We start from the raw sequence: 25,431 nt of genomic DNA, 5'->3' as shown, positions 1-25,431 counted from the left end.
GGATCAGCTCGCTTTCCGGGGGGATTTGCGTGCCGCGCCCGCAGCCTTTTTGTCGCCGGCTGCCCCGGCGCTGCGGCGCAGGGCTTCCTTGAGATCGATGATGTTGTCCTGCCTGCGCGGCGCCTGTTTGGCGATTTCCCGGCCCTCGATCTTGGCTTTCACCAGTTCCGCCAAGGCATCATTGTAGCGGTCGCTATAGTCAGCCGGATTGAAGGTGCCTGCGCGCGTCTTGATGATATGGCCCGCAAGCTCCAGCATCTCGTCATCGAACTCTATATCCGGAATGGACTTGAAGACGGTGGTTTGCGAGCGCACCTCGTAGCTGAAATTCAGCGTCGTCGCGACGAGCGCCTTGCCGCTTGGCCGGATCAGCACAATGCGATTGCGGCGGAAGAGCACCGCCTCGCCGAGTGCCACGACATTCTCGTCGTCCATCGCCTTCGCCAGCAGCGTCAGGGCCTCTTCCCCGTCCTCCTGCGTCGGTGCAAGATAATAGGACTTGTCGAAATAGAGCTTGTCGATCTCGCTGCGCCCGAGGAAATGCCGGATACGGATGACCTTGTCGTTTTCCGGCATCAACTTCGCAATCTCGTCTCCTTCGATGACGATGTGATCGCCATTGTCGAGTTCATATCCCTTGACCTGATCCTCACGCTCGACAGCATCGCCGGTATCGCTGTCGACATATTGCCGTTCGACGCGATGGCCGGTCTTGCGGTTGACGATGTTGAAGGAAATTTTCTCCGATGCGGTGAGCGCGGCATAAAGGCCGATTTCACAGCTGAAATCGGCAAATTTCAAATGACCCTTCCAGCTCGCTCTCCGGTTCATGATCGCCGCCCATGATCATTGTGGGAGGATCGCTCTCTGCCCCGATCCGCGGCAAGAATACGTTCGATGGCGGGCACGTCCGCCTCCGCCAGCACCGGCACGGGGTCGGATGCCATCGCCTCCAGCACCTCGGGCGAAAGGCCGCCATTGCGGATCACCCACTCCATTGCCTCGCGGGTTTGCCGTTCGGCCTTCAGCTGCGCATAAAGCGCCAGTATCAGCCGGTCGCGAACATCGAAGGGCTTAACATTTCTGTCTGAACGTTCTGCCTGCTGTTTCATATCAAATCCCCGAGGCGCCTCAAACGATAGGACACGTGGACCCCGCCTCGACCTGGCGGGAGACGCCATATGCGACTCTAACGATTCGGATTGCCCCTCGTTCCATCGGACATGCGGACGGGCAAATCCTGCGACGGCCCCGACCTCAGGCTGGCATGGCAGGACGGTGGGCCGGCGGCATCACAAGCCGCCGCCTCACCCTACCTCAAACGGAATATTTCTTTCTATTGGGGGTGCTTGCCGCGCCGGCGGGCGCAACATCGGGTTTGCCGAAGAGATAGCCCTGCGCCTGTGCACACCCCTCATCGACAACCATGCGATATTGCGCATCCGTTTCGATACCCTCTGCCGTCACCGGCAGATCGAGACTGCGGCCAAGGCCGATCACCGCGCGCACGATGGCGCGGGCATTGTCGTCGTCGCTCATGGCGGCGATGAAGCTGCGGTCGATCTTGATCTTGTCGAAGGGGAAGCTCTGCAAATTGCTGAGCGAGGAGTAACCGGTGCCGAAATCATCCATGACGATGGCGACGCCCAGCGCCTTCAACTGGTTGAGAATGATCAGCGTCGCCTTGCGGTCCTTCAGCAGTGCCGCCTCGGTAATTTCCAGTTCAAGCCGGTTCGGAGACAGTCCGGTCTGCATCAGCACGGTGCAGACGACATGGCCGAGATTTGCCAGCGAAAACTGCAATGGCGAGACGTTGACGGCGATTTTCAGATGCGGCGCCCAGGTGCTCGCCTGACGGCAGGCCTCACGCAGCACCCATTCACCAAGCGAAATGATGATCCCGCTTTCCTCGGCAATCGGAATGAAGACGTCCGGCGGCACCACGCCCCTTGTCGGGTGCTGCCAGCGCACCAGCGCCTCATAACCGACGACCTGACCACATTCGACGGAAAGGACAGGCTGGTAATTCAAGAGCAATTCGTTGCGGTTGATGGCGAGCCGCAAATCCGTCTCGAGCTGACGGCGTTCGCGGGCCTCCTGATCCATCAGCGGATCATAAAAGGCCAGGATGCCACGCCCGCCCATCTTGGCGCGATAAAGCGCCAGATCAGCGGCATGCATGATGCTTTCATCGTTTTGGCCATCCCGCGGGAAGACGGCGATGCCGATGCTGACACCCACGGCAGTCGGATCGTTGGCCGCATTCATTTTCAACCCGAACATGGCAAGGATCGTCTCGGCGAGCAGACGCGCCTCCTCCGACTTGGTATGACGAGCAGTCAGAATAACGAATTCGTCGCCGCCGAGACGAGCGACGACATCGCCTGCCCTTGCACATTCATCAAGAATGGCGGCGACCCTTTTCAGCACGCGGTCGCCCTCGGCATGGCCGAATATGTCGTTGACCGCCTTGAACCGGTCGAGATCGAGCGCCAGCAGCGCAAATTCATCTTCTTCACTGCAATGCTCGATCTGCTGGCGAAGCCGTGTCTGGAACATGGTGCGGTTCGAAAGGCCGGTCAGCACGTCGTGGCGCGCAAGATATTCGATTTCCCGTTGCGCTTCCCGCTTCTCCGTCAGATCGCGAATAGCCATCACCTCACAGGGGTGGCCGCGATATTCGATGGTGCGCACGGCAAGCTCGAACACCTGCGCCCGCTCCCCGCGCTCGCGGATCGCCTCGACCGGTGCAAGGCGCGGCAGATAGGCCGGCTGCCCATCGATGGCCTTGAAGAGATCATCGGGATTTTTACCAATCAGCGACGCCTCGTCGCTGCCGAGAAGTCCGGCAAAGCGGGTATTCAACTCGACGATCCTGCCATCACGGACGACAGCAAGGCCATCCAGGGTGGCATCGACAAGACCCTTGAGGTCGACAAGATAGCGGTCCACCAGCGCGGCGGTGGCCGTTGTGGACAGGATAAGGAAGGTCACGCCGGAGACAGCGCCGATCATGACCAGTCTGGCGAGGTTGTCGGGATCAGGACCGGAAACGGATGGATCCGGCGACAGGATCGTGGCCGACATGGCGGTAAAGTGCAGCGCGCAGATGGCCAGAATGGAACATGCCGCCGGAGCGACGATGCGTTGTTTCCAGGAGCCCCCACGGCGGAAAAGGAAAAAGGCGAGAAGAAAAAACACCCAGGCAACGGCAGAACCGCCAACGATTGGGCCCCAGCGGTAGCTTATCGTCGCGGCCACATCCATTCCGGCCATGCCGACGAAATGCATGACGGCAACCGACAGGGTTACGAGCGTTCCGATGATGACGGGACTGTAGCTAGCCTTCGAGCGAATGTTCAGCGCCAGCCAGAACCCCAGAACAGCCAGAATCGAAGAGAGAGCCGTGAACTGGAAATCAAAACCGATTGGAACCGTGCCCTTATATGCAAGCATGGCGACGAAATGGGTGGCCCAGACACTGAGACCTGCGGCAAAGGCGGCGACCAGCACCCAATAGGGCTTACGGCCAGACGGACTTTCCTCCGCGCGCAACAGAAGGTGAAAAAAGGCAAGCATTCCGAGCAGGCAGATAGATGCTGCAAGAAGCACGATCGCCCTATCGTGCTGAACGGCAACGCATTCCAGAACCGTGAACATGGCACACTCTCCCAGCCTCTGAAGAACCGCTCACGACCGCACTATGGAGTTGGTTTATTTATAAATCTCTAATGCAACCCTTGATAAGAGTGCGTCTTTGTCGGCAATGACACAGAAACGGGTGGAAACGGCGTGTCAGCCGGGAGAGCTTTTGCGGCCGGGCCAAGGGCTGCCGGTGGCAAGTTCCTGTTTCCGGCGGCGGCAGTCATCGCTGGCACAACCGAAAGATGCGCGCACGGGAGCCAATTCCCACATCCAGACAGAGCCATAAAAAACGGGCGGTAGATCAACCGCCCGTCGCGTCTTTGAGGAATGTGGCTGCTGTCACTGCTTCGTCACGTTTTCCAGACGGGTCGTCTGGCTGGGGTGACCGACATAGTCCTTGACGCGCGACGTCAGGACGATGGGTTCGTATCTCTCGAAGAGAGGCAGAACCGCAGGCTTCTGCGCGACGAACTTTTCCTGCATCTCGGTGTAGATTTCCCCGCGCTTCTTGGCATCGGGTTCAAGTGAAGCCTTTGCCGTCAGAGCGGTCAGTTCGGGAATGTCCCAGGCCGACCGCCAGACGAAGTTGCCGGCATTGTTGGCGGCAAGCGAGTTGTCCGGGTTGCTGGAAAATTGCTCCATGGAGCCAAGGACGTTCGGCATATAGGCGCCGGTCTGTGGCATGAGCAGATCAAAGTCACGGGCGCGGTGGGCCGCAATCACATCCGCACCATTGCCCTGCTGGATATTGACCTTGATGCCGATCTGGCTGAGCGATGCCTGAATGGCGGTCGCAAGGTCGATACGAGGTGTCTGGGCAATGGTCTTCAGATTGAGCGTGAAGCCATTCTCATAACCCGCCTCCTTCAGAAGAGCCTTCGCCTTCGGAACGTCAAGCTTCCAGTCCGGGCTCGGAATGGCATATTCGAAATTCTCCGGCACCGGCACCGTGCGCGCCCGGCCATATGGACCCATGATGGTCTTTTCCATGCCCTTGTAGTCGATGCCATAAGCAATCGCTTCGCGGACCTTGGGGTTGGACAAAGGCTCCTTGCCGGCATTCATCGACAGGACATAGAAACCGCCCGTCGGCACGCGCTGGATCTGGAAACCTTCCTTGTTGTTGAAGGTCGCAAGGTCGGCGGCCGTCAGCGCGCTGGCGATGTCGATATCGCCTCGCTCCAGCATCAGGCGCTCCACCTGGCTTTCCGGCACATGCCGCACGATGACGCGACGCATCTTCGGTTCGCCGGCGACATAATCCTTGTTGGCTTCAAGGATGATGATTTCATTGGGCGACCAGCGATTGAGCGTGAAGGGGCCGGAACCGGCGGAATTTGTCCGCAGCCAGGCATTTCCCCAGTCACCATCAACTTCATGGGACTTGAGTTCCTTGCTGTCGACGACACTGGCAATGACCATGGCCAGACGATAGAGCAGCAATTCGGACGTCGTTTCGCCTGACAGTTCGATGCGAACCGTCTTTTCGTCCGGGGCGCTGACCAGCTTGTCGACATTTTCAGCGTTGTAACCAACACGCTTGAGGTTGGCGGCAGCCGCCTGGTTCATCTTCAAAAGACGGCTGAACGAATAAACGACATCCGCCGAGGTCACGGGATTGCCCGACGCGAAATTGGCCTCGCGAAGATGAAAGGTGATGCCCTTGTCATCCGTCTCCCATCGCTCCGCCAGCTGCGGTGAAACTTTCCCCGAACCATCGACCGAGATCAGCCGATCATAAAGATTGGCCATGATTTCATTGGCTTTGGCTTCGGTCGCCTGATGCGGGTCGAGTGACAGCACTTGGGCCAGCGACGTCCCGACGACGAGCTGGTCATTGGGTGTCTTGGCTGCAACCGGGGACGCCTGCACCAGCATGGCGCCCAGAACGGTGGTGAATGCGAGACGGATCATTGATTTTTTCATACCTGCTCCTCCTACAGATCGGTAATTGCATGGGTGAAGCCGGCGGCGCCACGACGCGCCAACCGGCTGAAACAGTCAAAGATGATTGTTATTGAGCGCCTCGATCAGCGCGGCGATATAGCCGTAGCAGAACCCGAAGGCGACACCGACAGGATCGCGGCCCGCAATCGTCGGCACATGATCGGGCATGATCATGTAGCGATAGCCAAGTTCGTGATAGAGCTTCAGCGACCGCACCATGTCCATGTCGCCCTCATCGGGGAATGTCTCCATGAACGACAGCTTGCCGCCGCTGATGTTGCGGAAGTGGACGTTGAAAATCTTGTCGCGGCTGCCGAACCAGCGGATGATCTCGTCAATCTCCTCACGTGGATTGTCGAGCATCTCGCCAATCGATCCCTGGCAGAAATTCAGTCCGTGATAGGGGCTTTCCCGCATCTGCACGAATTTCTTCAGGCCCTCGACGGTGCCGAGCACCCGGGTGACACCCTTGTAACCCGGCGGGGTATAGGGATCATGCGGATGGCACGCCAGGCGGACCTTGTTACTTTCGGCAACAGGAACCACGCGCTCGAGGAAATAGTCGATACGCTCCCAGTTCTCATCTTCGGACAGAACACCGGCAAGGCCCGGAGCCGCATCATGGTCGGCCCTGTCCCAGCGCCAGGCTTCATTGAGCGAACCGCCGCGGCCACGCTCCATTTCCGTGCGCGGAATGCCGATGAGGTTGAGATTGTATTTCGCCGCCGGAATGCCGGCCCTCGCAATATCCTCAATCATCCTGCAAACGGCATCGATCTGCCTGTCTCGCTCTGGCCCCGCAAGCAGGATATCGGGAAACGAGGCCTGTTCGATGGGCCGAGACGGCAGCGGCAGCTGCACCATGTCAAGGACAAGACCAAAGCTTTCGACCTTGTCACGGTGACGCTCAAAATCCTCAAAGGTCCAGCTCGCGGGCGCTCCAGGCGGATCGGCGTTGATATTTCTGACGCCAAGCTGCGCCCAAACCTTATAATCCTCGTCGTCGCGTGCTGCCACCTGAGTGCCGACATACATCGATTCTCTCCCTCTCCATGCTAGTCATCATACGACATCGCATGAAATAAGATGAGTGTCGAGATGCTATTGCGCCTCGGAAAGCAACCTGTACCGACGCTGGCTTGCAAGCATATGATCGCGCATGGCCTTACGCGCGACATCCGGGTCCTGCTCGACGATGGCGCGCAGGATTGCCTCATGCTCGGCCTGCACCTTGCGAAGATAATCCGCATTGCCCGTTTCCGGCAGCGTCGGAAACTGTCCGCGCGGTATAGACCTCGAGCCGAACTGGCGCAGGGCCTCCAGATAGAAACGATTGTTGGTTGCTACCGCAATCGCCGTGTGGAATTCGTAATCGGCCTCAACCGTGGTTTCGCCCGCATCGATGGCCCGGGCCATTTTCCGATGGGCTGCGGAAATTGCCGCCTCCTGCTGGGCTGTGCGGCGATAAGCGGCGATTGCCGCCGCCTCCCCTTCGGTTGCTAGCCGAAACTCGAGCATTTCCAGAGTTTCCGCAATCGTACCCACTTCGGATTGCGTCAGCTTCACACCCGCCCACTCGCCGGCATTGCTGACGAAAACGCCTTTGCCCTGGATGGGAATGACATAACCGGAAGAACGCAGGTCCGCGATCGCTTCGCGAACCACCGTGCGGCTTACGCCATAGGTGCGCTCAAGCTGCGGTTCCGTGGGAAGCTGATCGCCGTTCTTCAGTTTTCCACTGCGAATTTCTGCACTGAGATTATCGATGATCTGCTGTGCCCGCCGCTCCCGCGGCTTTTCCCTGTCGCCCATCATGCCACTCTTCCCTCTTGCAGAAAACGAATCCCTTCGCTACTCATATGATGACGTGGCGTTACGTCATATGTTTTCATGTTAGCTCAGGGAGGAGTTGGGATGAAGTACCATCAAAAGTTTTTGCAAGGTAGAATTGCGCGTCCGCGGCGAGCGGTTCAAAACGTGGCATCGCTGACAGCGTCTTCCGGTGGAAGTGCGACCTGCGATGACTGAAATTTCACTGCGCGGGCTCGGACATCGCTTCCTGCAACTTGTCGTCAGCCTCTTCATCCTGCTCTGCATCACCTTCATCATTGGCCGGGTGATGCCGACCGACCCGGTCGGGGCGATCGTCGGTGAGCTTGCAGATCCCAAGGCCTATGAAGCCATGCGGACCCGGCTTGGACTTGATCTGCCGCTTTACCAGCAGTTCTTCATCTATCTGCGCGGCCTGCTTCACGGCGATTTCGGCATCGCTATCCTGACCGGAAAACCGGTAACGCGGGACCTGGCGCAGGCCTTCCCGGCCACGCTGGAACTGGCGACGCTGGCAATCATCATCTCCACGGTCATCGGCGTGCCGCTCGGTCTCGCCGCCGCCCTTTTCCGCGATACGTTCATCGACAAGTTCGCGCGTGTCTTTGCGCTGGTGGGGCATTCGATACCCGTCTTCTGGTTCGGTATCGTCGGGCTCGTGATTTTTTATGCCAACCTCAACCTTGTCGCCGGGCCCGGTCGCGTGGACGTCTTTTATGAAGGCCTCGTCGAACCGAAGACAGGACTGATGCTGGTCGACAGCCTCCTTGCGGGTGAGACGGAAATCTTCTGGAACGCGCTCGCACATATCATGCTGCCGGCGATCATCCTTGCCTATATGGCCATGGCCTACATCACCCGCATGACGCGCGCCTTCACCCTGGAGCAGCTCAGCCAGGACTATGTGATTGCGGCGCGTGCCAAGGGCGTGAGCCCGGCGCGTACCATAACCCGCCACGTATTGCCGAACATTGCGGTGCAGCTGATCACCGTTCTCGCCATCTCCTATGGCAACCTGCTGGAAGGCGCCGTGGTGACCGAAATCGTCTTTTCCTGGCCCGGCATCGGACAATATATGACGAATGCCCTGCTTATCGGCGACATGAATGCGATCCTCGCAGCCACGATCGTCATCGGCTTCATCTTCATGATGCTGAACTTCCTTGCAGACGTGGCCTATACCACACTCGACCCGCGGACACGGGAGGTCGCTCGATGACCGATATCACACAGAACAATCCCGTGCAGAGCCGCAGTGCCTTGTCACGCCTATCAGCCACAACGGTGCGGACACTGCAAAAGCTTGGTGACGAGCCGCTTGGAATGTTCGGCTTTGCCATTCTCGCCATTCTGGTCATCGTCGCCATTTTCGCGCCGCTCATTGCGCCCTACGATCCGGTAAGTCAGGCGCTCGACAACGCGTTTCAGCCTCCCAGCTGGGCGCATCTGGCGGGAACCGACGAATTTGGCCGCGATATTTTCAGCCGCCTCGTCTATGGCACACGCATCACCATCCAGACTGTTTTGTCGGTTTCGGTCATCGTCGGCCCGATCGGGCTTGCAATCGGCGTCATGGCCGGTTTCTTCGGCGGCCGCACCGATGCCATTCTGATGCGTGCGACCGATATTGTCCTTTCCTTCCCTTCGCTCGTCCTGGCGCTGGCCTTTGCCGCTGCGATGGGGGCGGGTCTTGGCACGGCCATCATCGCAATCTCGCTGACCGCCTGGCCGCCCATCGCGCGTCTGGCGCGTGCCGAAGCGCTGGTGGTGCGAAACACGGATTATGTTGCTGCCGCACGCCTTTACGGGGCATCGCCGCTGCGCATCCTGTTTCTTTATATCGCGCCAATGTGCATTCCCTCGGTCATCGTCAGACTGACGCTGAACATGGCCGGTATCATCCTGACGGCCGCCTCACTTGGCTTCCTCGGTCTCGGCGCGCAGCCGCCGCTTCCCGAATGGGGCGCAATGATCTCCAGCGGCCGTAAATTCATGCTCGATTACTGGTGGGTCGCCGTCATGCCCGGCATCGCGATCCTTTTGACGAGCCTTGCCTTCAACATCGCCGGCGATACGCTGCGCGACCTGCTGGATCCGCGTCATGCCCGTTCCTGATAGCTCACCCGTTCTTTCGGTCCGCGACCTCAATGTCCGCTTCGGCCGCAACACCATTCCGGCCGTCTCCAATGTCAATTTCGACGTCGGCCGCGAAAGGGTCGGCATTGTCGGCGAGTCCGGCTCCGGAAAGTCCACGACCGGGCGCGCCGCCATGCGGCTTCTGCCCAAAAGCGCCACCGTGACGGCGGAGCGCATGGATTTCCTCGCCGAACCCCTGCTTGAAAAATCCGAGCGCCAGATGGGTGCGATCCGCGGCAGCGAGATGGCGCTGATCATGCAGGACCCGCGTTATTCACTCAATCCGGTCCTGCCGATTGGAAAGCAGGTGGCGGAGGCGGCCGAGCTGCATCTGGCGCTGACCGGCAAGGCCGCCAGAAATGCCGCACGCGATATGCTACTGCGCGTGCGCATCAACGATCCTGACCGTGTGATGGGGCTTTATCCGCACCAGATTTCGGGCGGCATGGGGCAGCGCGTGATGATCGCCATGATGCTGCTTGCGAAACCCAAGCTGGTCATCGCCGACGAACCGACCTCGGCCCTCGATGTCAGTGTCCGCAAGGATGTCCTTCTGCTTCTGGACGAGATGGTGCGCGAGAATAATTCCGGCCTCATCCTCATCAGCCACGATATCCGCATGGTCGCCGCCTTCTGCGAACGCGTGCTGGTCATGTATGGCGGACGCGTCGTGGAGACGCTTTCGAAGCTCGAAGATGCGCAACATCCCTATACGCGGGGCCTGATCGCGGCGATGCCCGATCCCCGCAACCCGGTCCGGCGCCTCAAGGTGCTGGATCGCCAGGCAATCGATGCGGAGGTGATGCGATGATCACGGTAGACAAGCTCGATGTCGTCTACGGCACGAAGGAAAACCGCAACCATGTTGTGCGCGACGTCAGTTTTCGCGTCAATAAAGGCGAGACACTCGGCATCGTCGGCGAAAGCGGTTGCGGCAAGTCGACATTGCTGCGGTCACTGGCGGGGCTGGAAGCCGGCTGGACCGGATCGATCAGCTTCGACGGCAAGCCGGTCGGCAAGGTTCGCAGCCGCGAGGAGCTGAAGCTGGCGCAGATGGTGTTTCAGGATCCCTACGGTTCCCTGCACCCACGCCACCGCATCGGCCGGGCTCTGGCCGAACCGATCAGCTCGATGGGGCTTGGCGATGGCTGGTCGAAAGTGCCGGCCGCCCTGCAACAGGTCGGCCTGCCCGCGCATTTTGCCGAGCGCTTCCCGCATGAACTGTCCGGCGGCCAGCGTCAGCGTGTGGCGATCGCCCGCGCGCTGATCCTCGAACCGCCGATCCTGCTGCTCGACGAGCCGACATCCGCGCTCGACGTCTCCATTCAGGCGGAAATCCTGAACCTGCTGGCCGATCAGCGTGAAGACCAGAACCTCACCTTCGTTCTCGTCAGCCACGACCTGTCGGTCATTGCCCATATGTGCGACCGTGTTCTGGTCATGCAGAATGGCGTTTTTGTCGATGAGTTGACCAAGGCTGATCTTGAAGCCGGCATCACCCATGCAGCCTATTCTGGCGAGCTCTTCGAAAGCAGCTTCCTCTGAAACCGTGATGGAGCGGCGCGCCACGATTGGACCAAGAAGACCGCTCCAGCAACGTTATCCAACATGATGTGGAAGACAGGAACGCCCGTTCATTATTTGTTCTGGCCTGCTGTTTGAGTTTTTGCTAATCATTGCGACAAGAGTGCAAGAATGACCGGCCGTCATCAGACGGCTGGCATTTTTGAATAAGGCCGTCGTCGTGCGGATAGGCAAATATCAAGGATGCAGGCATGACGGTTGCCTATCTGGACAAACTGAACGAACAGCAGCGCAAGGCCGTGGAACATGGCGTTGGACTCTCAGACGGACACACGGCCGGACCATTGCTGATCATCGCCGGCGCCGGTTCGGGCAAGACCAACACGCTGGCGCACCGGGTGGCGCATCTGATCGTCAATGGCGCCGATCCCCGCCGAATCCTGCTGATGACGTTTTCGCGCCGTGCCGCTTCCGAAATGTCGCGCCGTGTCGAGCGGATCTGCAAACAGGTCATCGGCACCAATGCCGGAACCCTGACGGATGCGCTGGCCTGGTCCGGCACGTTTCACGGGATCGGCGCACGCCTCCTGCGGATTTATGCGGAACAGGTCGGGCTGAACGTGGACTTCACCATCCATGACCGCGAAGACAGCGCCGATCTGATGAACCTTGCCCGTCACGAGCTGGGTTTCTCCAAGACCGAGAGCCGTTTTCCGACCAAGGGAACCTGTCTTGCGATCTATTCGCGCGCCGTCAATTCGCAGACGCCGTTGAAGGAAATCCTGCGCCAGCATTATCCATGGGTGTCCAGCTGGGAAGCCGAGCTCAAGCAATTATTCGCCGCCTATGTGGAGGCCAAGCAGGCCCAGAACGTGCTCGATTATGACGATCTTCTGCTTTACTGGGCCCAGATGGTCAGCGATCCCGACCTGGCCGGCGATATCGGCAATCGTTTCGACCATGTGATGGTCGATGAATATCAGGATACCAACCGGCTGCAGGCCTCGGTGCTGATGGCGTTGAAACCGGGCGGTCGCGGGCTGACCGTGGTGGGTGACGACGCTCAGTCGATCTATTCCTTCCGGGCAGCGACGGTACGCAATATCCTGGATTTCCCGGCATCCTTCAGCCCGGCCGCCGACATTATCACCCTTGATCGCAACTATCGCTCGACGCAGCCGATACTGGCTGCGGCCAACAGCGTCATCGACCTTGCCCGTGAGCGGTTCACCAAAAACCTCTGGACCGAACGACAGTCACTCGAGCGACCGAAGCTCGTGACGGTAAAGGACGAAACCGAGCAGGCGAACTTCATCATCGACCAGGTGCTGGCCAATCGTGAGACCGGCATGACACTGAAGCAGCAGGCGGTGCTGTTTCGCACCTCCAGTCACAGCGGCCCGCTCGAGATCGAGCTGACACGCCGCAACATTCCCTTCGTTAAATTTGGCGGCCTGAAGTTTCTCGACAGCGCCCATGTGAAGGACATGCTGGCGGTATTGCGGTTCGCGCAGAACCCGCGCGACCGGGTTGCCGGTTTCCGGCTTCTCCAGATGCTGCCGGGTATCGGCCCGAAAAAAGCCGGCAGTATTCTCGATACGATCGCGGCAGACCCCGAGCCATTGCTCGCCCTTGCCGAAATTCCGCCACCACCCAAAACCGGCGATGACTGGGTATCCTTCGTTCAATTGCTGGCGAACCTGCGAAAATCGCACGGTGGCTGGCCATCGGATATCGAGCACGCGCGGCTCTGGTACGAGCCTCATCTTGAGCGCATCCATGAGGATGCGGAGACCCGCAAGGCCGATTTGCTGCAACTTGAGCAGATTGCCGGCGGCTACCCCTCCCGTGAACGTTTCCTGACCGAACTGACCCTCGATCCGCCGGATGCCACCAGCGACCAGGCGGGCGTGCCGCTTCTCGATGAGGATTACCTGACCCTTTCAACCATTCATTCGGCCAAGGGCCAGGAATGGCGTTCCGTCTTCATCCTGAATGTGGTCGATGGCTGCATCCCCTCTGATCTCGGCGTCGGCTCCACGCATGAAGTCGAGGAAGAACGCCGTCTGCTTTATGTCGCCATGACACGCGCCAAGGACAGCCTGTCGCTGATAACGCCGCAACGGTTCTTCACCCATGGCCAGAATGCGCAGGGAGACCGGCATGTTTACGCGGCAAGAACCCGCTTCATACCGGCAACTCTGTTGCAATTCTTCGAAACCGCCACCTGGCCGCTGGTTTCGGCCGCTGCCTCCGAGCGCAGCGCGCAGCAGATCCGCATCGATGTCGGCGCGCGGATGCGAGCAATGTGGAAATAAGGACGATCGTACGGGCTGGAACGATGGATAGCACGGCTGTTCGAAAGATAATCCATATCGACATGGATGCCTTTTATGCATCGGTGGAGCAACGTGACAATCCCGCACTTCGCGGCCTGCCCGTCGCCGTCGGCGGATCTGCGGCACGGGGCGTGGTGGCTGCGGCGAGTTACGAGGCAAGAACCTTCGGCGTGCGTTCCGCGATGCCATCGGTCACCGCCAGGCGGAAATGCCCGGATCTGATCTTCGTGCCGCCGCGATTTGACGTATATCGGCAGGTGTCGCAACAGATACGCGAAATATTCGCCGAATATACCCCGCTGATCGAGCCGCTATCGCTCGACGAAGCCTATCTCGACGTGACCGAAAACCTGAAAGGCATGGAGATCGCCACCGAAATCGCGCTGGAAATTCGCGCAAGGATCAAGGCGATCACCGGCCTCAATGCCTCCGCCGGCATCTCCTACAACAAGTTTCTCGCCAAGATGGCAAGCGACCTGAACAAGCCGAATGGCCAGGCCGTCATCACGCCGAAGAATGGCCCCGGCTTTGTTGAGGCCCTGGCGGTTAAGAAATTTCACGGCGTGGGACCGGCCACGGCCGAGCGGATGAGACGGCACGGCATCGAAACCGGGCTCGATCTCAAATCGAAATCACTCGGTTTTCTGCAGCAGCATTTCGGAAAGTCCGGCCCTTATTTCTACAACATCGCCCGCGGCATCGATGAACGGCAGGTAATACCCGATCGCATCCGCAAGTCCGTCGGCGCCGAGGATACATTCGTAGAAGACATCGACGATCTCGATCTGGCCAAGGCTGAGCTCGGCCCTTTGGCTCAGAAAGTCTGGCGGTATTGCGAGGCCCACGACATCACCGGAAAGACAGTGACGGTGAAAATCAAATATTCGGATTTCACCCAGGCGACACGCAGCAGGACCGTCTCGGGAGCCGTGCCTGACCTTGCGACGATCCAGGAAATGGCCGAGACCCTGCTCGCCTCCGTCTTTCCATTCAAACGTCCGGTGCGGCTGCTGGGTGTTACTCTTTCATCGCTGAGTGGAGAAGAGAGCGACGAGGAACCGCAGCTCGCCCTTGGCCTCTGATGTCCCTGTTTCGAAAACGAAAAAGCCCGCCGCGGGAGGAGGTGCGGCAGGCTTTTCGAAAACTCGAACAACGGCTGGGAGGAGGAGTGCCATTGTTCACGAGATAACCCTTGGGAGGAGGATAGGGTCATCTCAGTTCGAAGCTCTGCGGGAGGAGGTGCATCACTTCGATGAAGACCAAGATACCCGATTTCGCCGCATATTAAATAGGCTTTATCGCAGCGCAGCCATGCAAGAAACGCAGGGGCTGATTTGCACGAGCGATATATATTGCAAGGCAAATGGCCTGCGCCGCCTGTTTCCGTCAGAATTTCACGCTGGCCGTCAGGCTGACATTGAAGGGCTCGCCCACGGCATTGGCATAGCTGGTGGAGCCGATGGACGAGGTGTAATAGGTCTTGTCGAAGATATTCTTCAGATTGAGCTGCAGCGTCACCGGTTTTTCCAGCTGCAGCGTATAGGTGGCGAAGGCGTCGAAGACCGCATAGCCCGGCAGATTATAGGAATTGTCGTTGATGCCGGCGCGCTCACCCACCGCCCGGACACCGCCGCCGATGCGGAGCGTATTGCCGTTAGGCCCGACCTCGCCGACATCATAGGCAAGAAAGAGCGAGCCGGTGTGGCGCGCCACATTCGGCAGGCGCTTGCCGGCATAGGTGGGATCTTCGAGCACCAGCGCATCCGTATAGGCATAACTCGCGATGAGATCGAGATCGTTGGTCAGGCTGCCTGCAATATCGACCTCCACACCGCGCGAACGGACGAGGCCGGCGGCCTTCACCGTCGAGACGCCGCCGACATCTTCCGAATAGGCGACATTGCGCTTGCGGGCATTGAACAGGGCGATATTGGCGTTGAGCCCGGCGAAAAGATCGAACTTCGCACCCACTTCGTAGGAGATGCCCTCTTCCGGATCGAGCCCGCCATAATAGGCGCCGATGGAGGATTGCGGACGGAAGGTTTTCGCCACATTGGCGTAAAGCGAGGCATTCGGAGTGAGTTTGTAAACCAGGCCGGCATTGGGGATGAGCTCGCCGCCATCCTTCTCGGTATTAACGACGAAAGGACGGCCCTTGCCGGCATAGATGTCGTAGTACTGGTAACGCAAGCCGCCGACCGCGATCCATTGATCGTTAAGATGCAGGGCGTCCTGCATATAGATCGAGGCGGTTGAGAGCTCTTCCGTCTGGTCGCTGTCGACCGCCCTCACCGTGGTGCAGACCGGCAGGCGGCCATAAACCGGATTGTTGACGTTGAAATTCGTGGAATTCGCGCATCGCAACATGTCGGTGCGCAGGGTATCGCTGTAATCATAGGACGCACCGAACAGAAGGTCGTTGCGCAGTCCGCCGATTTCAGCCTCGCCCGTCAGATCCGCCCGCACCGCGTGATTGTAGATCGTCGAATATTGCGTCGCATCGGCCCGGCGCGTCACCTGCCCAGTGCGGGAGTTATAACCCATCACGCGCGCCTGATTGTCCGAATATTCATTGCGGCTATAGGCGTAATTCAGCGACAGCTTCCAGTCATCGGAGAGTTGCCGGTCTATGGCGATGCTCGCCAGATCGGATTTGCCGTCGGTGATGTTATAGGCTTCATCGAGGCGCAGGCGGCGGCTGACATTGATCGCCCTGCCGGTCGCCGGATCGAAGATCGTGCCGCGATCGAACGGCACGCTGTAGTCCTCATGCATATAGGAAACCGTAATATCGGTGTCCTCGCCGCTCCATTTCAGCGATGGTGCGATCAGCCAGTTCTTCTTCTCACCGAAATTACGCCAGTAATCGCTGTTTTCCCCCTCGCCGATCAGGCGATAGGAAAAATCCGTGCCTGCAATCGGGCCGGTCACATCAAAACCACCCGATGTGCCGTATTTGCCCGCCCCATAGGCGGAAAAGCGCGAATAGGCCTCCGCCGTGAACGTGTCTTCCGGCTTCTTCGTCACGACATTCACCATGCCGCCGGGATCGAGAATGCCGTAAAGCGTCGAGGCCGGACCTTTCAGCACTTCCACCCGCTCGACCGTATCGTTGAAGGAATGCGGCAAGGCCGTCTTCAGCCCGTTGACGAGGATGGAGCCGTCGCGATTATCACCGAAACCACGGCGGATGACGGCATCCTGCGTGCCGCCGAGCGTATTTGCCTGGGTGACGCCGCTGACATTAGCCAGCGCTTCGTCCAGCGAGCGCGCCTGCTGGTCGCGCAGCACCTCGGCCGTCACCACATTGACCGATTGCGGAATATCGAGGATCGGTGTTTCGGTACGTGTCGCCGTGCCCGTCGTCACCGGCTGATAGCCGCGCGCGCCTTTTTTGACCTCGGCATTGACGGTTATGGTTTCGAGCACGGTCGTCCCGTCGGCATTTTTCTTCGGCGTCGCACTCTCCTGCGCAAAAGCAGGCAGGGCGACCCCGGCCAGAAGAAACGCCAGCAGCGCCCGCGAGCGCACCCCAATGATCATCGAACCGTCATGCATCGTGTCTTGTCCCCGGCTGTCCCAAATCGTCATCGCGACGATGCACCGCTCTTTCAATTGATGAATGTAGTAGTCAACTTTATTTCCGCTTCAGCGCGGCAAAACGTCGGCACAGAAGGGTGCATTCGTGCTTCCTGGCGTGTCATTTCAGCCCATGACAGCCGCTTTTTGTTCAAATCGCCCGGCAAAAACCGCTTTTTCGAACGCTATATACTTGACTACTACAGTCATCAATAATTCTGGTGGCAACGCATTCAGACGGTGACGAATTTGAACGACGGCATGAGACCCATAAGCACGGATACAGGCCTTGCGGCGCAGGCAATCGAGCTTGCCTATGGCGACACGCCGGTGCTTGCGGATATGTCCATCGATGTCGCGCCGAACCGCTTCACCGTTCTGCTTGGCCCGAACGGCTCCGGAAAATCCACGCTTCTCAGCGCGCTTGCCCGCCTGCACCGGCCCGCGCGGGGCCATATTCTTCTCAACGGTAGCGATATCTTCCGCCACCCGACCAAGGCGGTGGCGAAAAAGCTCGGCATGCTGGCGCAGCAGAACCATACGCCGGAGGGGCTTTCGGTTTTCGACCTCGTCTCCCGTGGCCGTTACCCGCATCAGGGATTTCTGAAGCAATGGAGTGAGGAAGACGCCCGCGCTGTCGAAGAGGCGCTTTCCGTGACCGGCATGTCCGAACTGGCGGAAAGAGCGGTCGACAGCCTTTCCGGCGGCCAACGCCAGCGCGCCTGGATCGCCATGGCGCTGGCGCAGCAGACGGATATAATTCTTCTCGACGAGCCTACGACCTTTCTCGATCTGCACCACCAGATAGAGGTGCTGGACATGCTGGCGGGCCTCGTCAGCCGCCATAACCGCACAATCGTGGCGGTGCTGCATGACATCAATCTTGCCCTGCAATATGCCGATCACCTGATTTTCCTGAAGGACGGGCAGCTGCGGCACCGGCTGGAAACGGCAGCGGCGTGCGATGCCGGCATCATTGCCGATGTCTTCGACATGGCAGTTGCCCAGCTCACGCATCCGGTGACGGCGCGGCCGGTATTTCTTCCCCTACCCGGACGGGCCGGCGCGGCATGATGCCCAACGGAACCAGCGCAAGCACCCTTGCCCTGCGGGAGCGGGCCTATGGTCGCACACTAGCGGCAGCACTTCTCCTGCTGCTCACCATGCTGCTTCTGGTGCTGGCGCATATGGCCACCGGCCCGCGCCCCATCGCGCCGCACGTTCTGCAAGACCTGATATTTGCTTATGACGCCCGCAACTTCGACCAGCAGGTTTTGATGCGCCTGCGCCTGCCGCGTTTGCTGGCTGCGCTGCAGGCCGGGGCCTGCCTTGGAACAGCGGGGCTTCTGCTGCAGACCCTGCTTCGAAATCCGCTCGGCGAACCGCATATTCTGGGCTTGAATGCCGGGGCAAGCCTCGCTGTCGTTCTGGCGACAGTGATGCCGCTCGGGCTGATCGCAACACCGCTGCTCCGCCCATTGCTGGCGGCGACGGGCGCGGGCGTCAGCTTCTCGCTCGTGCTTCTCCTTGCTTCCGCCGGGCGGCAGGGGCTGACACCGGCAAAACTCGTCTTTTGCGGCATTGCGCTTTCCACGCTTGCCGGAACCCTCACCTCCGCCATCCTCATCCTCAATGAGGAAACATTGCAACAGATGCGTTTCTGGCTGGTGGGCGATACGGCCGGCGTTTCCATGGCAACCATCGCCGCCGCCCTGCCCGCGGCCGCGATCGCGCTCATCCTGGCTTTCGCCGTCGCTCCCCGGCTCGATCTTCTGGGGCTGGGCGACAGCGCGGCCGCAGCGCTTGGCGTGCCGATCCGTTCCACGCGGATTCTGGCGCTTGTCTCCATATCGCTGTTCTGCGGCGCGGCCATCGCCGTCGTCGGTCCCATCGGCTTCGTCGGTCTTGTGGTGCCGCCGCTCGTCGCGCGCCTGAAAACGGGGCGGCTTCTGCTTGCCATACCCATCGCAGCACTCGGCGGAGCGGTTCTCCTAATCGCCGCCGATCTTGCCGCCCGCCTCATTCTCCTGCCGAAAGAGCTGCCCACCGGCGCGATGACCGGCCTCGTCGGCGCGCCGGTGTTTCTCTGGCTGGTGCGCAGGGTGCTGAAATGAACCGCTACCGGGTTGTCCGACTGGGACGCTTTTCCCTCCGTTTCATGCCGTCGCGGCTCATCATTCTGCTGGCGCTTTTCCTCTGCCTCATGCTTGTCGCCCTGTGGTCACTCACCGCCGGCAGCCAGCATATTCCCGCCTCCGCCCTGTGGTCGCTTGTCACCGCAACCAACACCGATCCCGCCATGACCGACGCACTCGTGGTTCTCGACTTCCGGCTCTCGCGTCTGGCGCTTGCGATGGTGGCCGGTGCCATGCTCGGCATTGCCGGCGCCATCATGCAGGCCACGACCCGCAACGGCCTTGCCGATCCCGGCCTGCTCGGCGTGCGCGAAGGCGCATCCCTTGCCGTGCTGGGCTGCCTGTTCCTGCTGCCTTCCCTGCCGGTCATGTTGCGCCCCGTCGCGGGCATTGCCGGCGGCATGGCAAGTGCCGCAATCGTTCTGATGCTCTCCGGCGCAACCTCACGCCTGCGCTTCGTGCTGACCGGCATCGGCTTTTCATGGCTTTTATCAGCTTTTCTGCTTATCCTCATGGCATCGCTCGATATTCGCAATTTGCAGACAGCGATGATCTGGATGGCTGGCAACCTGCAGGGCGCAAGCTGGACCGCCGTTTCAATCCTCTCCGTCATCCTCATCATCGCCCTCGGCCTGCTGCTGTTGATGGCGCGCGCCGCCGACGTGCAGGCGCTCGGCGATCATGCGGCAACCGCGCTTGGCGTCCATAACCGCCTCCTTTCAGTGCTTCATGTCACGCTTGCCGTCACCCTAACCGCATCCTGCGTTTCCTTCACCGGCAGCATCGGTTTTGTCGGCCTGATCGGTCCGCATATCGCCCGGCTTCTGTTGCCCGGCAGCTCCTATCCAGGGCTTGTCATGGGTGCAGGCCTGACAGGCGCAATTCTGGTCGCAGCGTCCGACACCATCGCCCGAACCGCCTTTTCACCGCTGGAGCTGCCGACCGGCCTCGTTCTTTCCGCCGTCGGCGCACCGACGCTGCTTGCTCTTCTCTGGTTTCACCGGCATCGCCTATAGGTCCCCCATGCGCAAAACACTTCTCACGCTTCTCCCGGCAGCCGCTTTTCTCCTCGGCACAGCCACGGCTCAAGCCGAAGAGAACAGCCGAAGCTTTACCGACGACCTCGGCCGCAGCGTTTCCATTCCGGCAAAGCCGAAGCGCATCGTGACGCTGCACGATATCGACCTAACCATTCCGCTGATCGAACTGGGCGTGACGCCGGTGGGCAGCCATGGCCGCATGGGCGCGGACGGCAAACCCTATCTGCGCTCCAGCGCCATTCTGACCGGTGTTGATTTCGACAATAGCGACATCGCCTATATCGGCTCCATCAATGCTGATCTGGAGGCGATTATCGCCCTCAAGCCCGATCTCATCCTAACCGAACCGGACCGACCCACCCCCGTTGAAAAACTGGCGCAGATCGCCCCCACCGTCGCCATCGACAATACCAAAGACGGCGCGCCGCATATTTACAAAGTACTGGCCGAACTCACCGGCACGCAGGAGCGGCTGGCCGTGCTGGACCGTCGTTACCGGGCGCAGATCGAGGCGCTGAAGGCTTCGGTCGATACCGGCAGCACCACCGTTTCAGTGTTCCAGCCGCTCAACGGCAAGATCAGCGTCTACCACACCTATCGCGCGCTCGGGCGCGTGCTGCGGGACGCGGGTTTCCGTTTCCCCGCCATCATCGACGCCATTCCGGATGGCGACCGTATCGAGATCAGCGCCGAACGGCTGCCGGAACTCGATGCCGATATTATCTTCGATCCCTATCGCTCCGATACCGGAGCTTCGCCGCAGGCGGAAATCGACATGATGGAAACCGTGATGCCGGGCTTCTGCAATTTTCTTGAGGCCTGCCGCAACGATCGGTACATCCTCCTGCCGCGCGAGGAAGCAATTTCCAACTCCTATGCCGCGCTCAGCCTCATGGTCTCCGCTGTCCAGTCGCATTTGACGGTGCGGCCAGCGCACGAAAAGTGACTGCGGCGACCACTACGGACAAAAGCGCTTGCCTCCCGGCTTGGCGCGCTGCTAATTCGTGAAGAAGAGTAGAAAACTCAGCTTCACGGAAGAATTCATGCCGGCTGGCGAAACGCATATATCAAGGCTTCGGCGCACCGACCGTTTCGGCGAGCAGCTTCGCAAGCGCCGCGACCGCCTGTCGCCGGGCCTGCTTGCCGTCGCCGAATATATTGACGGCCACCGCCATGCGGTCCTCGCCAAATCGGCGCTGGAAATCGGCTTCGAGACCAATACCTCCGATGCGACCGTCATCCGCGCCATACAGGCGCTGGGCTTCCAGGGGCTGGTCGATCTCAAGGAAACGCTGGAGGCCTATCTGGGCGTGACGGATTCGCCCGTCGAAAAAATGGCGGCGACGACAAAATCCATATCCGGCAACTGCGATGCGGCGATAGATTTCGTGCTCGACAATCAGAAAAACACGCTGGAAATGCTTTCAAGCGCAGAGAACCGCGAAGCCATGGCGGCGGCCGTGCGGCTTCTCTCACAAGCGCGCGGCATCGGCGTGCTCGGCATCGGCGCCTCCGGCATCATCGCCACCTATGCGGCAAGGCTGTTCCAACGCTCGGGCGTCCATTCCTACGCGCTCAACGCCACCGGCATCGCGCTTGCCGAACAATTGCTCGAGCTTGAAAACGGCCACGTCCTCATCATGCTCCTGCACGGCCGCGCCCACCGCGAAGCCCAGACCGCCATAGCCGAGGCCGGCCGCCTCGACATCCCGATCATCATGCTGCTCGGCCAGGAAGACAGCGTGCTCAAAAAACACGCCAACGCCAGCCTCTTCCTGCCCCGCGCCAAAACGGAAGGGGTCGCGCTCCACGCCCCAACCTTCGTTGCCATGGAAACCATGGCCCTGGCCCTCTCCGCCGCCTGCCCCGAGCGAAGCCTCGAGACGCTGGAGCGGCTGGTGGAGTTGCGGACATCGATCAGGCCGCATAAGCGGGTATAACAGCCTCCGAAAAGCCGGCTCTTGCTGTTGAGACTCTCAACTTATTCATTTGAATAATTTGCAACCCATTCAGTCCGGCTTTATACCCGAATCGTAAGAAGGTATTTGGCGCCTAAGGTGGTCGACAGAGCTGAACGGGGAGCGATTGGATGGCAAGCAATCTAACGCACGCCTCTTCCGCAGCAGTCGAGCTATAGGGTTAAGAACACTAAGCACGCTTGAATGTTTGTCAAAATATTGCATGGCTGAGGTCGTTTAGAATGAAAGCTGTTATTCTCGCTGGAGGCCTCGGCACCAGAATATCTGAAGAAACCCACCTCAAGCCCAAGCCGATGGTGGAAATTGGTGGAAAGCCAATTCTATGGCACATCATGAAAATCTATTCGTCACACGGCATCAATGACTTCATCATATGCCTGGGTTATAAAGGTTACTTGATTAAAGAGTACTTCGCCAATTACTTCTTGCACATGTCCGATGTGACATTCGACATGAAGACTAACAGCATGGAAGTTCATCAGCAACATGCCGAGCCCTGGCGCGTCACGCTTGTTGAAACCGGCGAAGCCACGATGACTGGTGGCCGCCTTAAACGCGTTTCCCCCTATTTAAATGACGAAGAAGCCTTCTGTTTTACTTATGGCGACGGCGTTAGCGATGTAAATATCAGGGAGCTTGTCGATTTTCATAAGCGCCATGGTGGTTTGGCAACGCTTACAGCAACATACCCGCCGGCAAGATTTGGCGCTCTGGACATACAGTCGGATCAGCGCATTACATCCTTTAAGGAAAAACCCAAAGGGGATGGCGGAATGATAAATGGCGGCTTTTTTGTTCTGTCTCCAAAAGTTGTCGATTTCATTGAGGGCGATAACACACCCTGGGAACACGCGCCGCTCGAAAGTCTCGCCACTCAGGGAAAATTGTTCGCATATGAGCACACCGGCTTTTGGCAGCCGATGGATACACTCAGGGATAAACATCTCCTTGAGGATCTTTGGGCCCGCGGGAAAGCTCCTTGGAGGATCTGGGAGTGAATATCTCGTTCTGGCGCGGTAAGCGCGTCCTGCTCACCGGGCACACGGGCTTCAAGGGAAGCTGGCTATCTCTTTGGCTACAAAATTTGGGCGCACATGTTACAGGGTTTGCGCTGCCCCCGCCGACCAACCCCTCTCTGTTTGAAGCGACAAGCGCGGCTGACGGAATGACCTCACTTATTGGGGACATACGGGATCTGGAAGCGTTGAAAAATGCGATGCGAACAGCAGATCCTGAAATTGTAATTCATATGGCCGCACAACCTTTGGTGCGATATTCCTATGTAAATCCCGTGGAAACATTTTCGACGAACGTTATGGGCGTTGTGAATTTGCTTGAGGCGGTTCGCGAAAGCCAGAAGATCAGGGCCGTCGTCAATGTAACAACGGACAAATGCTACGAAAATCGAGAATGGCCTTGGGGCTATCGAGAAAACGAACCCATGGGCGGGTACGATCCCTATAGCAGCAGCAAAGCATGCGCGGAGCTTGTGACTGCAGCCTATCGCAGATCGTACTTTACAACACCGTCAAATGGTCATCGTGTCGCCGTGGGGAGTGCACGGGCCGGCAACGTTATCGGCGGCGGAGACTGGGCAAAGGACCGCCTCATCCCAGATATTGTATATGCGTTCTCGCAGGGAGCACCGGCTTCTATCCGGAATCCGCAAGCCATTCGCCCTTGGCAGCATGTTCTTGAATCGCTTCGCGGTTACCTCGTCCTCGCGGAAAACCTCTTCGAACATGGAGATGAATTCGCAGAAGCCTGGAATTTCGGGCCTAATGACGATGATGCAAAACCCGTATCATGGATCACAGAGCGCATGGCAGAGCTGTGGGGCAACGAGGCAAGCTGGTCCTGCGATGTTGGAAATCATCCGCACGAAGCTCATTTTTTGAAACTCGATATTTCGAAGGCGCGTAGCCGTCTTGCTTGGCACCCTGAACTTCGTCTGGATCGTGCACTTCAATATATTGTGGATTGGAGCAAGGCCGTTGCCGAGGGGCAGTCCGAAAGGAATGCTACCATTGCACAAATAAGAGAGTATCAAGCAGCCATAGCAAGGTAAAAATGAGAGGCCGCATTTTCCGTTCAGAATGCTTGCTGTTTAACAGGCCAACAGGAACCGTAAGCGTCCTCCAAAAGCGCAATTGAGCTTGCACAGCGCAAACTTAAACATTCCCGGTGCATTTTTGCGAAAATGGCGCTAAAGCCAGACCGCAAGGCAACGGCATTCATCAACTGTCTTTGCTCGCTCAAAGACGAAAAAGGATCGATATTATATGAGCCACTTCAAGTTTGTCATGATTTCTGCGGGTTTCGAGCACGGAGGCAATGTTACGCACCGGCACCTCGACGGGCACCCGGATCTGCTGGTTTATCCCTTTGAATCTCAGCTGGGCAGCCGCAACTTCAACGACTTTCTAGCTTCGGTCGAGCGCGTACAGTATCGTTACCCTGAATTCCCCGAAGGCGCACGCCCCTATGAACTTTATGAGCATATGATTGACGAAGAGGCCAAGACCTTCCTTCGTAAAAGAAATGGTTCAAAGTTCAAGGATGCCGACCTGGATATGGTCGAAGCGGATCGTCTGGCCATTTTTGAGGAAATCCTGGGTGATGCACCGTTCTATCCCCGGGCCAAGGTTATCGAAGCATTTTTCAGGGCAACCTTCAAAGCTTGGAAAAACTATTACACCAAGCAGCGCGAAGATATGACCTATGTAGGATATTCTCCAGCAATCGGTATCGACGCCGATCGTATCGTGCGCGATTTTCCGGATGTCCGCATCATTCACATCGTTAGAAACCCATTCTCAGCATATCGCGACACCAAGCGCCGCCCCTTCCCTCAGCCGCTCAGCAAATACCTGATCACCTGGAACATCTATCACTCTACCGTCGAGATGTACGCCAAGATGCATCCTCGGAACGTACGTATATTCCGCTATGAGGATCTTGTGGCCGATAAGGTGGAATTCATGAAGCAAGTCTCTGAATTCATAGACGTGCCCTTCAGCGAAACGATGCTTTACCCCAGCTGGAACGGCGTCGAGATCAAGGACAATATTGCCCCCTGGGGCACGGTGCTTAAGAGCACAGAGGAATATAACGAGGCAATCATCAACGAACTGACCGACGCGGAAAAAGCACAGATCGCCCACGGTTCCATGGCCCTTGCACGTCATTTCGGTTTCGACAAGATCAGCTACCTCAAGGACTATTACGGTGCTTAGCAAGTTGCGGCACCTTAGTGCCGCAAATACTTTCAACCCGT

General features: G+C 58.8%; 21 protein-coding genes. 14 read left to right on the top strand and 7 right to left on the bottom strand.

Annotation, left to right across the window (positions count from 1 at the left end; translation table 11 throughout):
* Positions 1-3: 3 nt before the first annotated feature.
* From ku to AGR13A_RS23805, 6 genes are all read right to left on the bottom strand, one after another.
* On the bottom strand, positions 4-831 hold the full coding sequence (gene ku, locus AGR13A_RS23830) for a non-homologous end joining protein Ku (RefSeq protein WP_003499403.1): 828 nt from the start codon (positions 829-831) through the stop codon (positions 4-6).
* On the bottom strand, positions 828-1,112 hold the full coding sequence (locus AGR13A_RS23825; protein ID WP_080840011.1) for a hypothetical protein: 285 nt from the start codon (positions 1,110-1,112) through the stop codon (positions 828-830). Before AGR13A_RS23825 ends, ku begins: the two co-directional genes overlap by 4 nt.
* A 205-nt stretch (positions 1,113-1,317) precedes the next feature.
* The gene (locus AGR13A_RS23820; RefSeq protein ID WP_080840009.1) at positions 1,318-3,660 is read right to left on the bottom strand and encodes a bifunctional diguanylate cyclase/phosphodiesterase; all 2,343 of its coding nucleotides are present in this window, start codon (positions 3,658-3,660) and stop codon (positions 1,318-1,320) included.
* Between the two features lie 324 nt (positions 3,661-3,984).
* On the bottom strand, positions 3,985-5,523 hold the full coding sequence (locus AGR13A_RS23815; RefSeq protein WP_374701891.1) for an ABC transporter substrate-binding protein: 1,539 nt from the start codon (positions 5,521-5,523) through the stop codon (positions 3,985-3,987).
* 123 nt (positions 5,524-5,646) lie between these two features.
* A complete protein-coding gene (locus tag AGR13A_RS23810) occupies positions 5,647-6,627 on the bottom strand; it encodes a mannonate dehydratase (RefSeq protein WP_080840006.1) in 981 nt (326 codons plus the stop codon).
* Positions 6,628-6,693: 66 nt separating this feature from the next.
* Complete coding sequence (locus tag AGR13A_RS23805; protein WP_080840003.1) at positions 6,694-7,407, bottom strand: FadR/GntR family transcriptional regulator; 714 nt, start codon at positions 7,405-7,407, stop codon at positions 6,694-6,696.
* A gap of 205 nt (positions 7,408-7,612) precedes the next feature.
* Between AGR13A_RS23805 and AGR13A_RS23800 the strand changes: the two genes are divergently transcribed.
* From AGR13A_RS23800 to dinB, 6 genes are all read left to right on the top strand, one after another.
* Complete coding sequence (locus AGR13A_RS23800; protein WP_080840002.1) at positions 7,613-8,641, top strand: ABC transporter permease; 1,029 nt, start codon at positions 7,613-7,615, stop codon at positions 8,639-8,641.
* Positions 8,642-8,745: 104 nt separating this feature from the next.
* A complete protein-coding gene (locus tag AGR13A_RS23795; RefSeq protein WP_374701890.1) occupies positions 8,746-9,537 on the top strand; it encodes an ABC transporter permease in 792 nt (263 codons plus the stop codon).
* Entirely contained in the window at positions 9,524-10,369 is an 846-nt protein-coding gene (locus AGR13A_RS23790; RefSeq protein WP_080839998.1) for an ABC transporter ATP-binding protein, read from the top strand. The genes AGR13A_RS23795 and AGR13A_RS23790 overlap by 14 nt, the downstream gene beginning before the upstream one ends.
* Positions 10,366-11,103, top strand: a complete 738-nt coding sequence (locus AGR13A_RS23785) for an ABC transporter ATP-binding protein (RefSeq protein ID WP_080839997.1) — start codon at positions 10,366-10,368, stop codon at positions 11,101-11,103. Before AGR13A_RS23790 ends, AGR13A_RS23785 begins: the two co-directional genes overlap by 4 nt.
* Before the next feature lie 230 nt (positions 11,104-11,333).
* A complete protein-coding gene (locus AGR13A_RS23780) occupies positions 11,334-13,400 on the top strand; it encodes an ATP-dependent helicase (protein ID WP_080839995.1) in 2,067 nt (688 codons plus the stop codon).
* Positions 13,401-13,423: 23 nt separating this feature from the next.
* Complete coding sequence (dinB, locus tag AGR13A_RS23775; RefSeq protein ID WP_080839993.1) at positions 13,424-14,503, top strand: DNA polymerase IV; 1,080 nt, start codon at positions 13,424-13,426, stop codon at positions 14,501-14,503.
* A 304-nt stretch (positions 14,504-14,807) separates the two neighbouring features.
* Here the strand turns inward: dinB and AGR13A_RS23770 are convergent, their stop codons facing one another.
* Positions 14,808-16,979: a TonB-dependent siderophore receptor gene (locus tag AGR13A_RS23770; RefSeq protein ID WP_080839991.1), complete on the bottom strand. Its 2,172-nt coding sequence runs from the start codon at positions 16,977-16,979 to the stop codon at positions 14,808-14,810.
* Between the two features lie 282 nt (positions 16,980-17,261).
* Between AGR13A_RS23770 and AGR13A_RS23765 the strand changes: the two genes are divergently transcribed.
* The 8 genes from AGR13A_RS23765 (at position 17,262) to AGR13A_RS23730 (ending at position 25,390) form a co-directional block, all read left to right on the top strand.
* Positions 17,262-18,074 (top strand): ABC transporter ATP-binding protein, encoded by an 813-nt coding sequence (locus AGR13A_RS23765; protein WP_208612417.1) that lies wholly within the window; start codon positions 17,262-17,264, stop codon positions 18,072-18,074.
* Complete coding sequence (locus AGR13A_RS23760) at positions 18,071-19,114, top strand: FecCD family ABC transporter permease (RefSeq protein ID WP_080839986.1); 1,044 nt, start codon at positions 18,071-18,073, stop codon at positions 19,112-19,114. Before AGR13A_RS23765 ends, AGR13A_RS23760 begins: the two co-directional genes overlap by 4 nt.
* Positions 19,111-20,151, top strand: a complete 1,041-nt coding sequence (locus tag AGR13A_RS23755) for a FecCD family ABC transporter permease (RefSeq protein ID WP_080839984.1) — start codon at positions 19,111-19,113, stop codon at positions 20,149-20,151. The genes AGR13A_RS23760 and AGR13A_RS23755 overlap by 4 nt, the downstream gene beginning before the upstream one ends.
* A gap of 7 nt (positions 20,152-20,158) precedes the next feature.
* Complete coding sequence (locus AGR13A_RS23750; RefSeq protein WP_080839981.1) at positions 20,159-21,121, top strand: ABC transporter substrate-binding protein; 963 nt, start codon at positions 20,159-20,161, stop codon at positions 21,119-21,121.
* A 97-nt stretch (positions 21,122-21,218) separates the two neighbouring features.
* The gene (locus tag AGR13A_RS23745; RefSeq protein ID WP_080839979.1) at positions 21,219-22,115 is read left to right on the top strand and encodes a MurR/RpiR family transcriptional regulator; all 897 of its coding nucleotides are present in this window, start codon (positions 21,219-21,221) and stop codon (positions 22,113-22,115) included.
* A 260-nt stretch (positions 22,116-22,375) separates the two neighbouring features.
* Complete coding sequence (gene rfbF / locus AGR13A_RS23740; protein WP_035224761.1) at positions 22,376-23,152, top strand: glucose-1-phosphate cytidylyltransferase; 777 nt, start codon at positions 22,376-22,378, stop codon at positions 23,150-23,152.
* Positions 23,134-24,222, top strand: a complete 1,089-nt coding sequence (gene rfbG / locus AGR13A_RS23735; RefSeq protein WP_308400341.1) for a CDP-glucose 4,6-dehydratase — start codon at positions 23,134-23,136, stop codon at positions 24,220-24,222. The genes rfbF and rfbG overlap by 19 nt, the downstream gene beginning before the upstream one ends.
* A 214-nt stretch (positions 24,223-24,436) precedes the next feature.
* A complete protein-coding gene (locus AGR13A_RS23730) occupies positions 24,437-25,390 on the top strand; it encodes a sulfotransferase family protein (protein WP_035224759.1) in 954 nt (317 codons plus the stop codon).
* The last annotated feature ends 41 nt before the right edge of the window (positions 25,391-25,431 follow it).

It is taken from the genome of Agrobacterium genomosp. 13 str. CFBP 6927, assembly GCA_900012615.1.
Classification (GTDB): domain Bacteria; phylum Pseudomonadota; class Alphaproteobacteria; order Rhizobiales; family Rhizobiaceae; genus Agrobacterium.
Note: the sequence above shows the minus strand (reverse complement) of the source record. Positions and strands in the feature narration are given on the sequence as shown.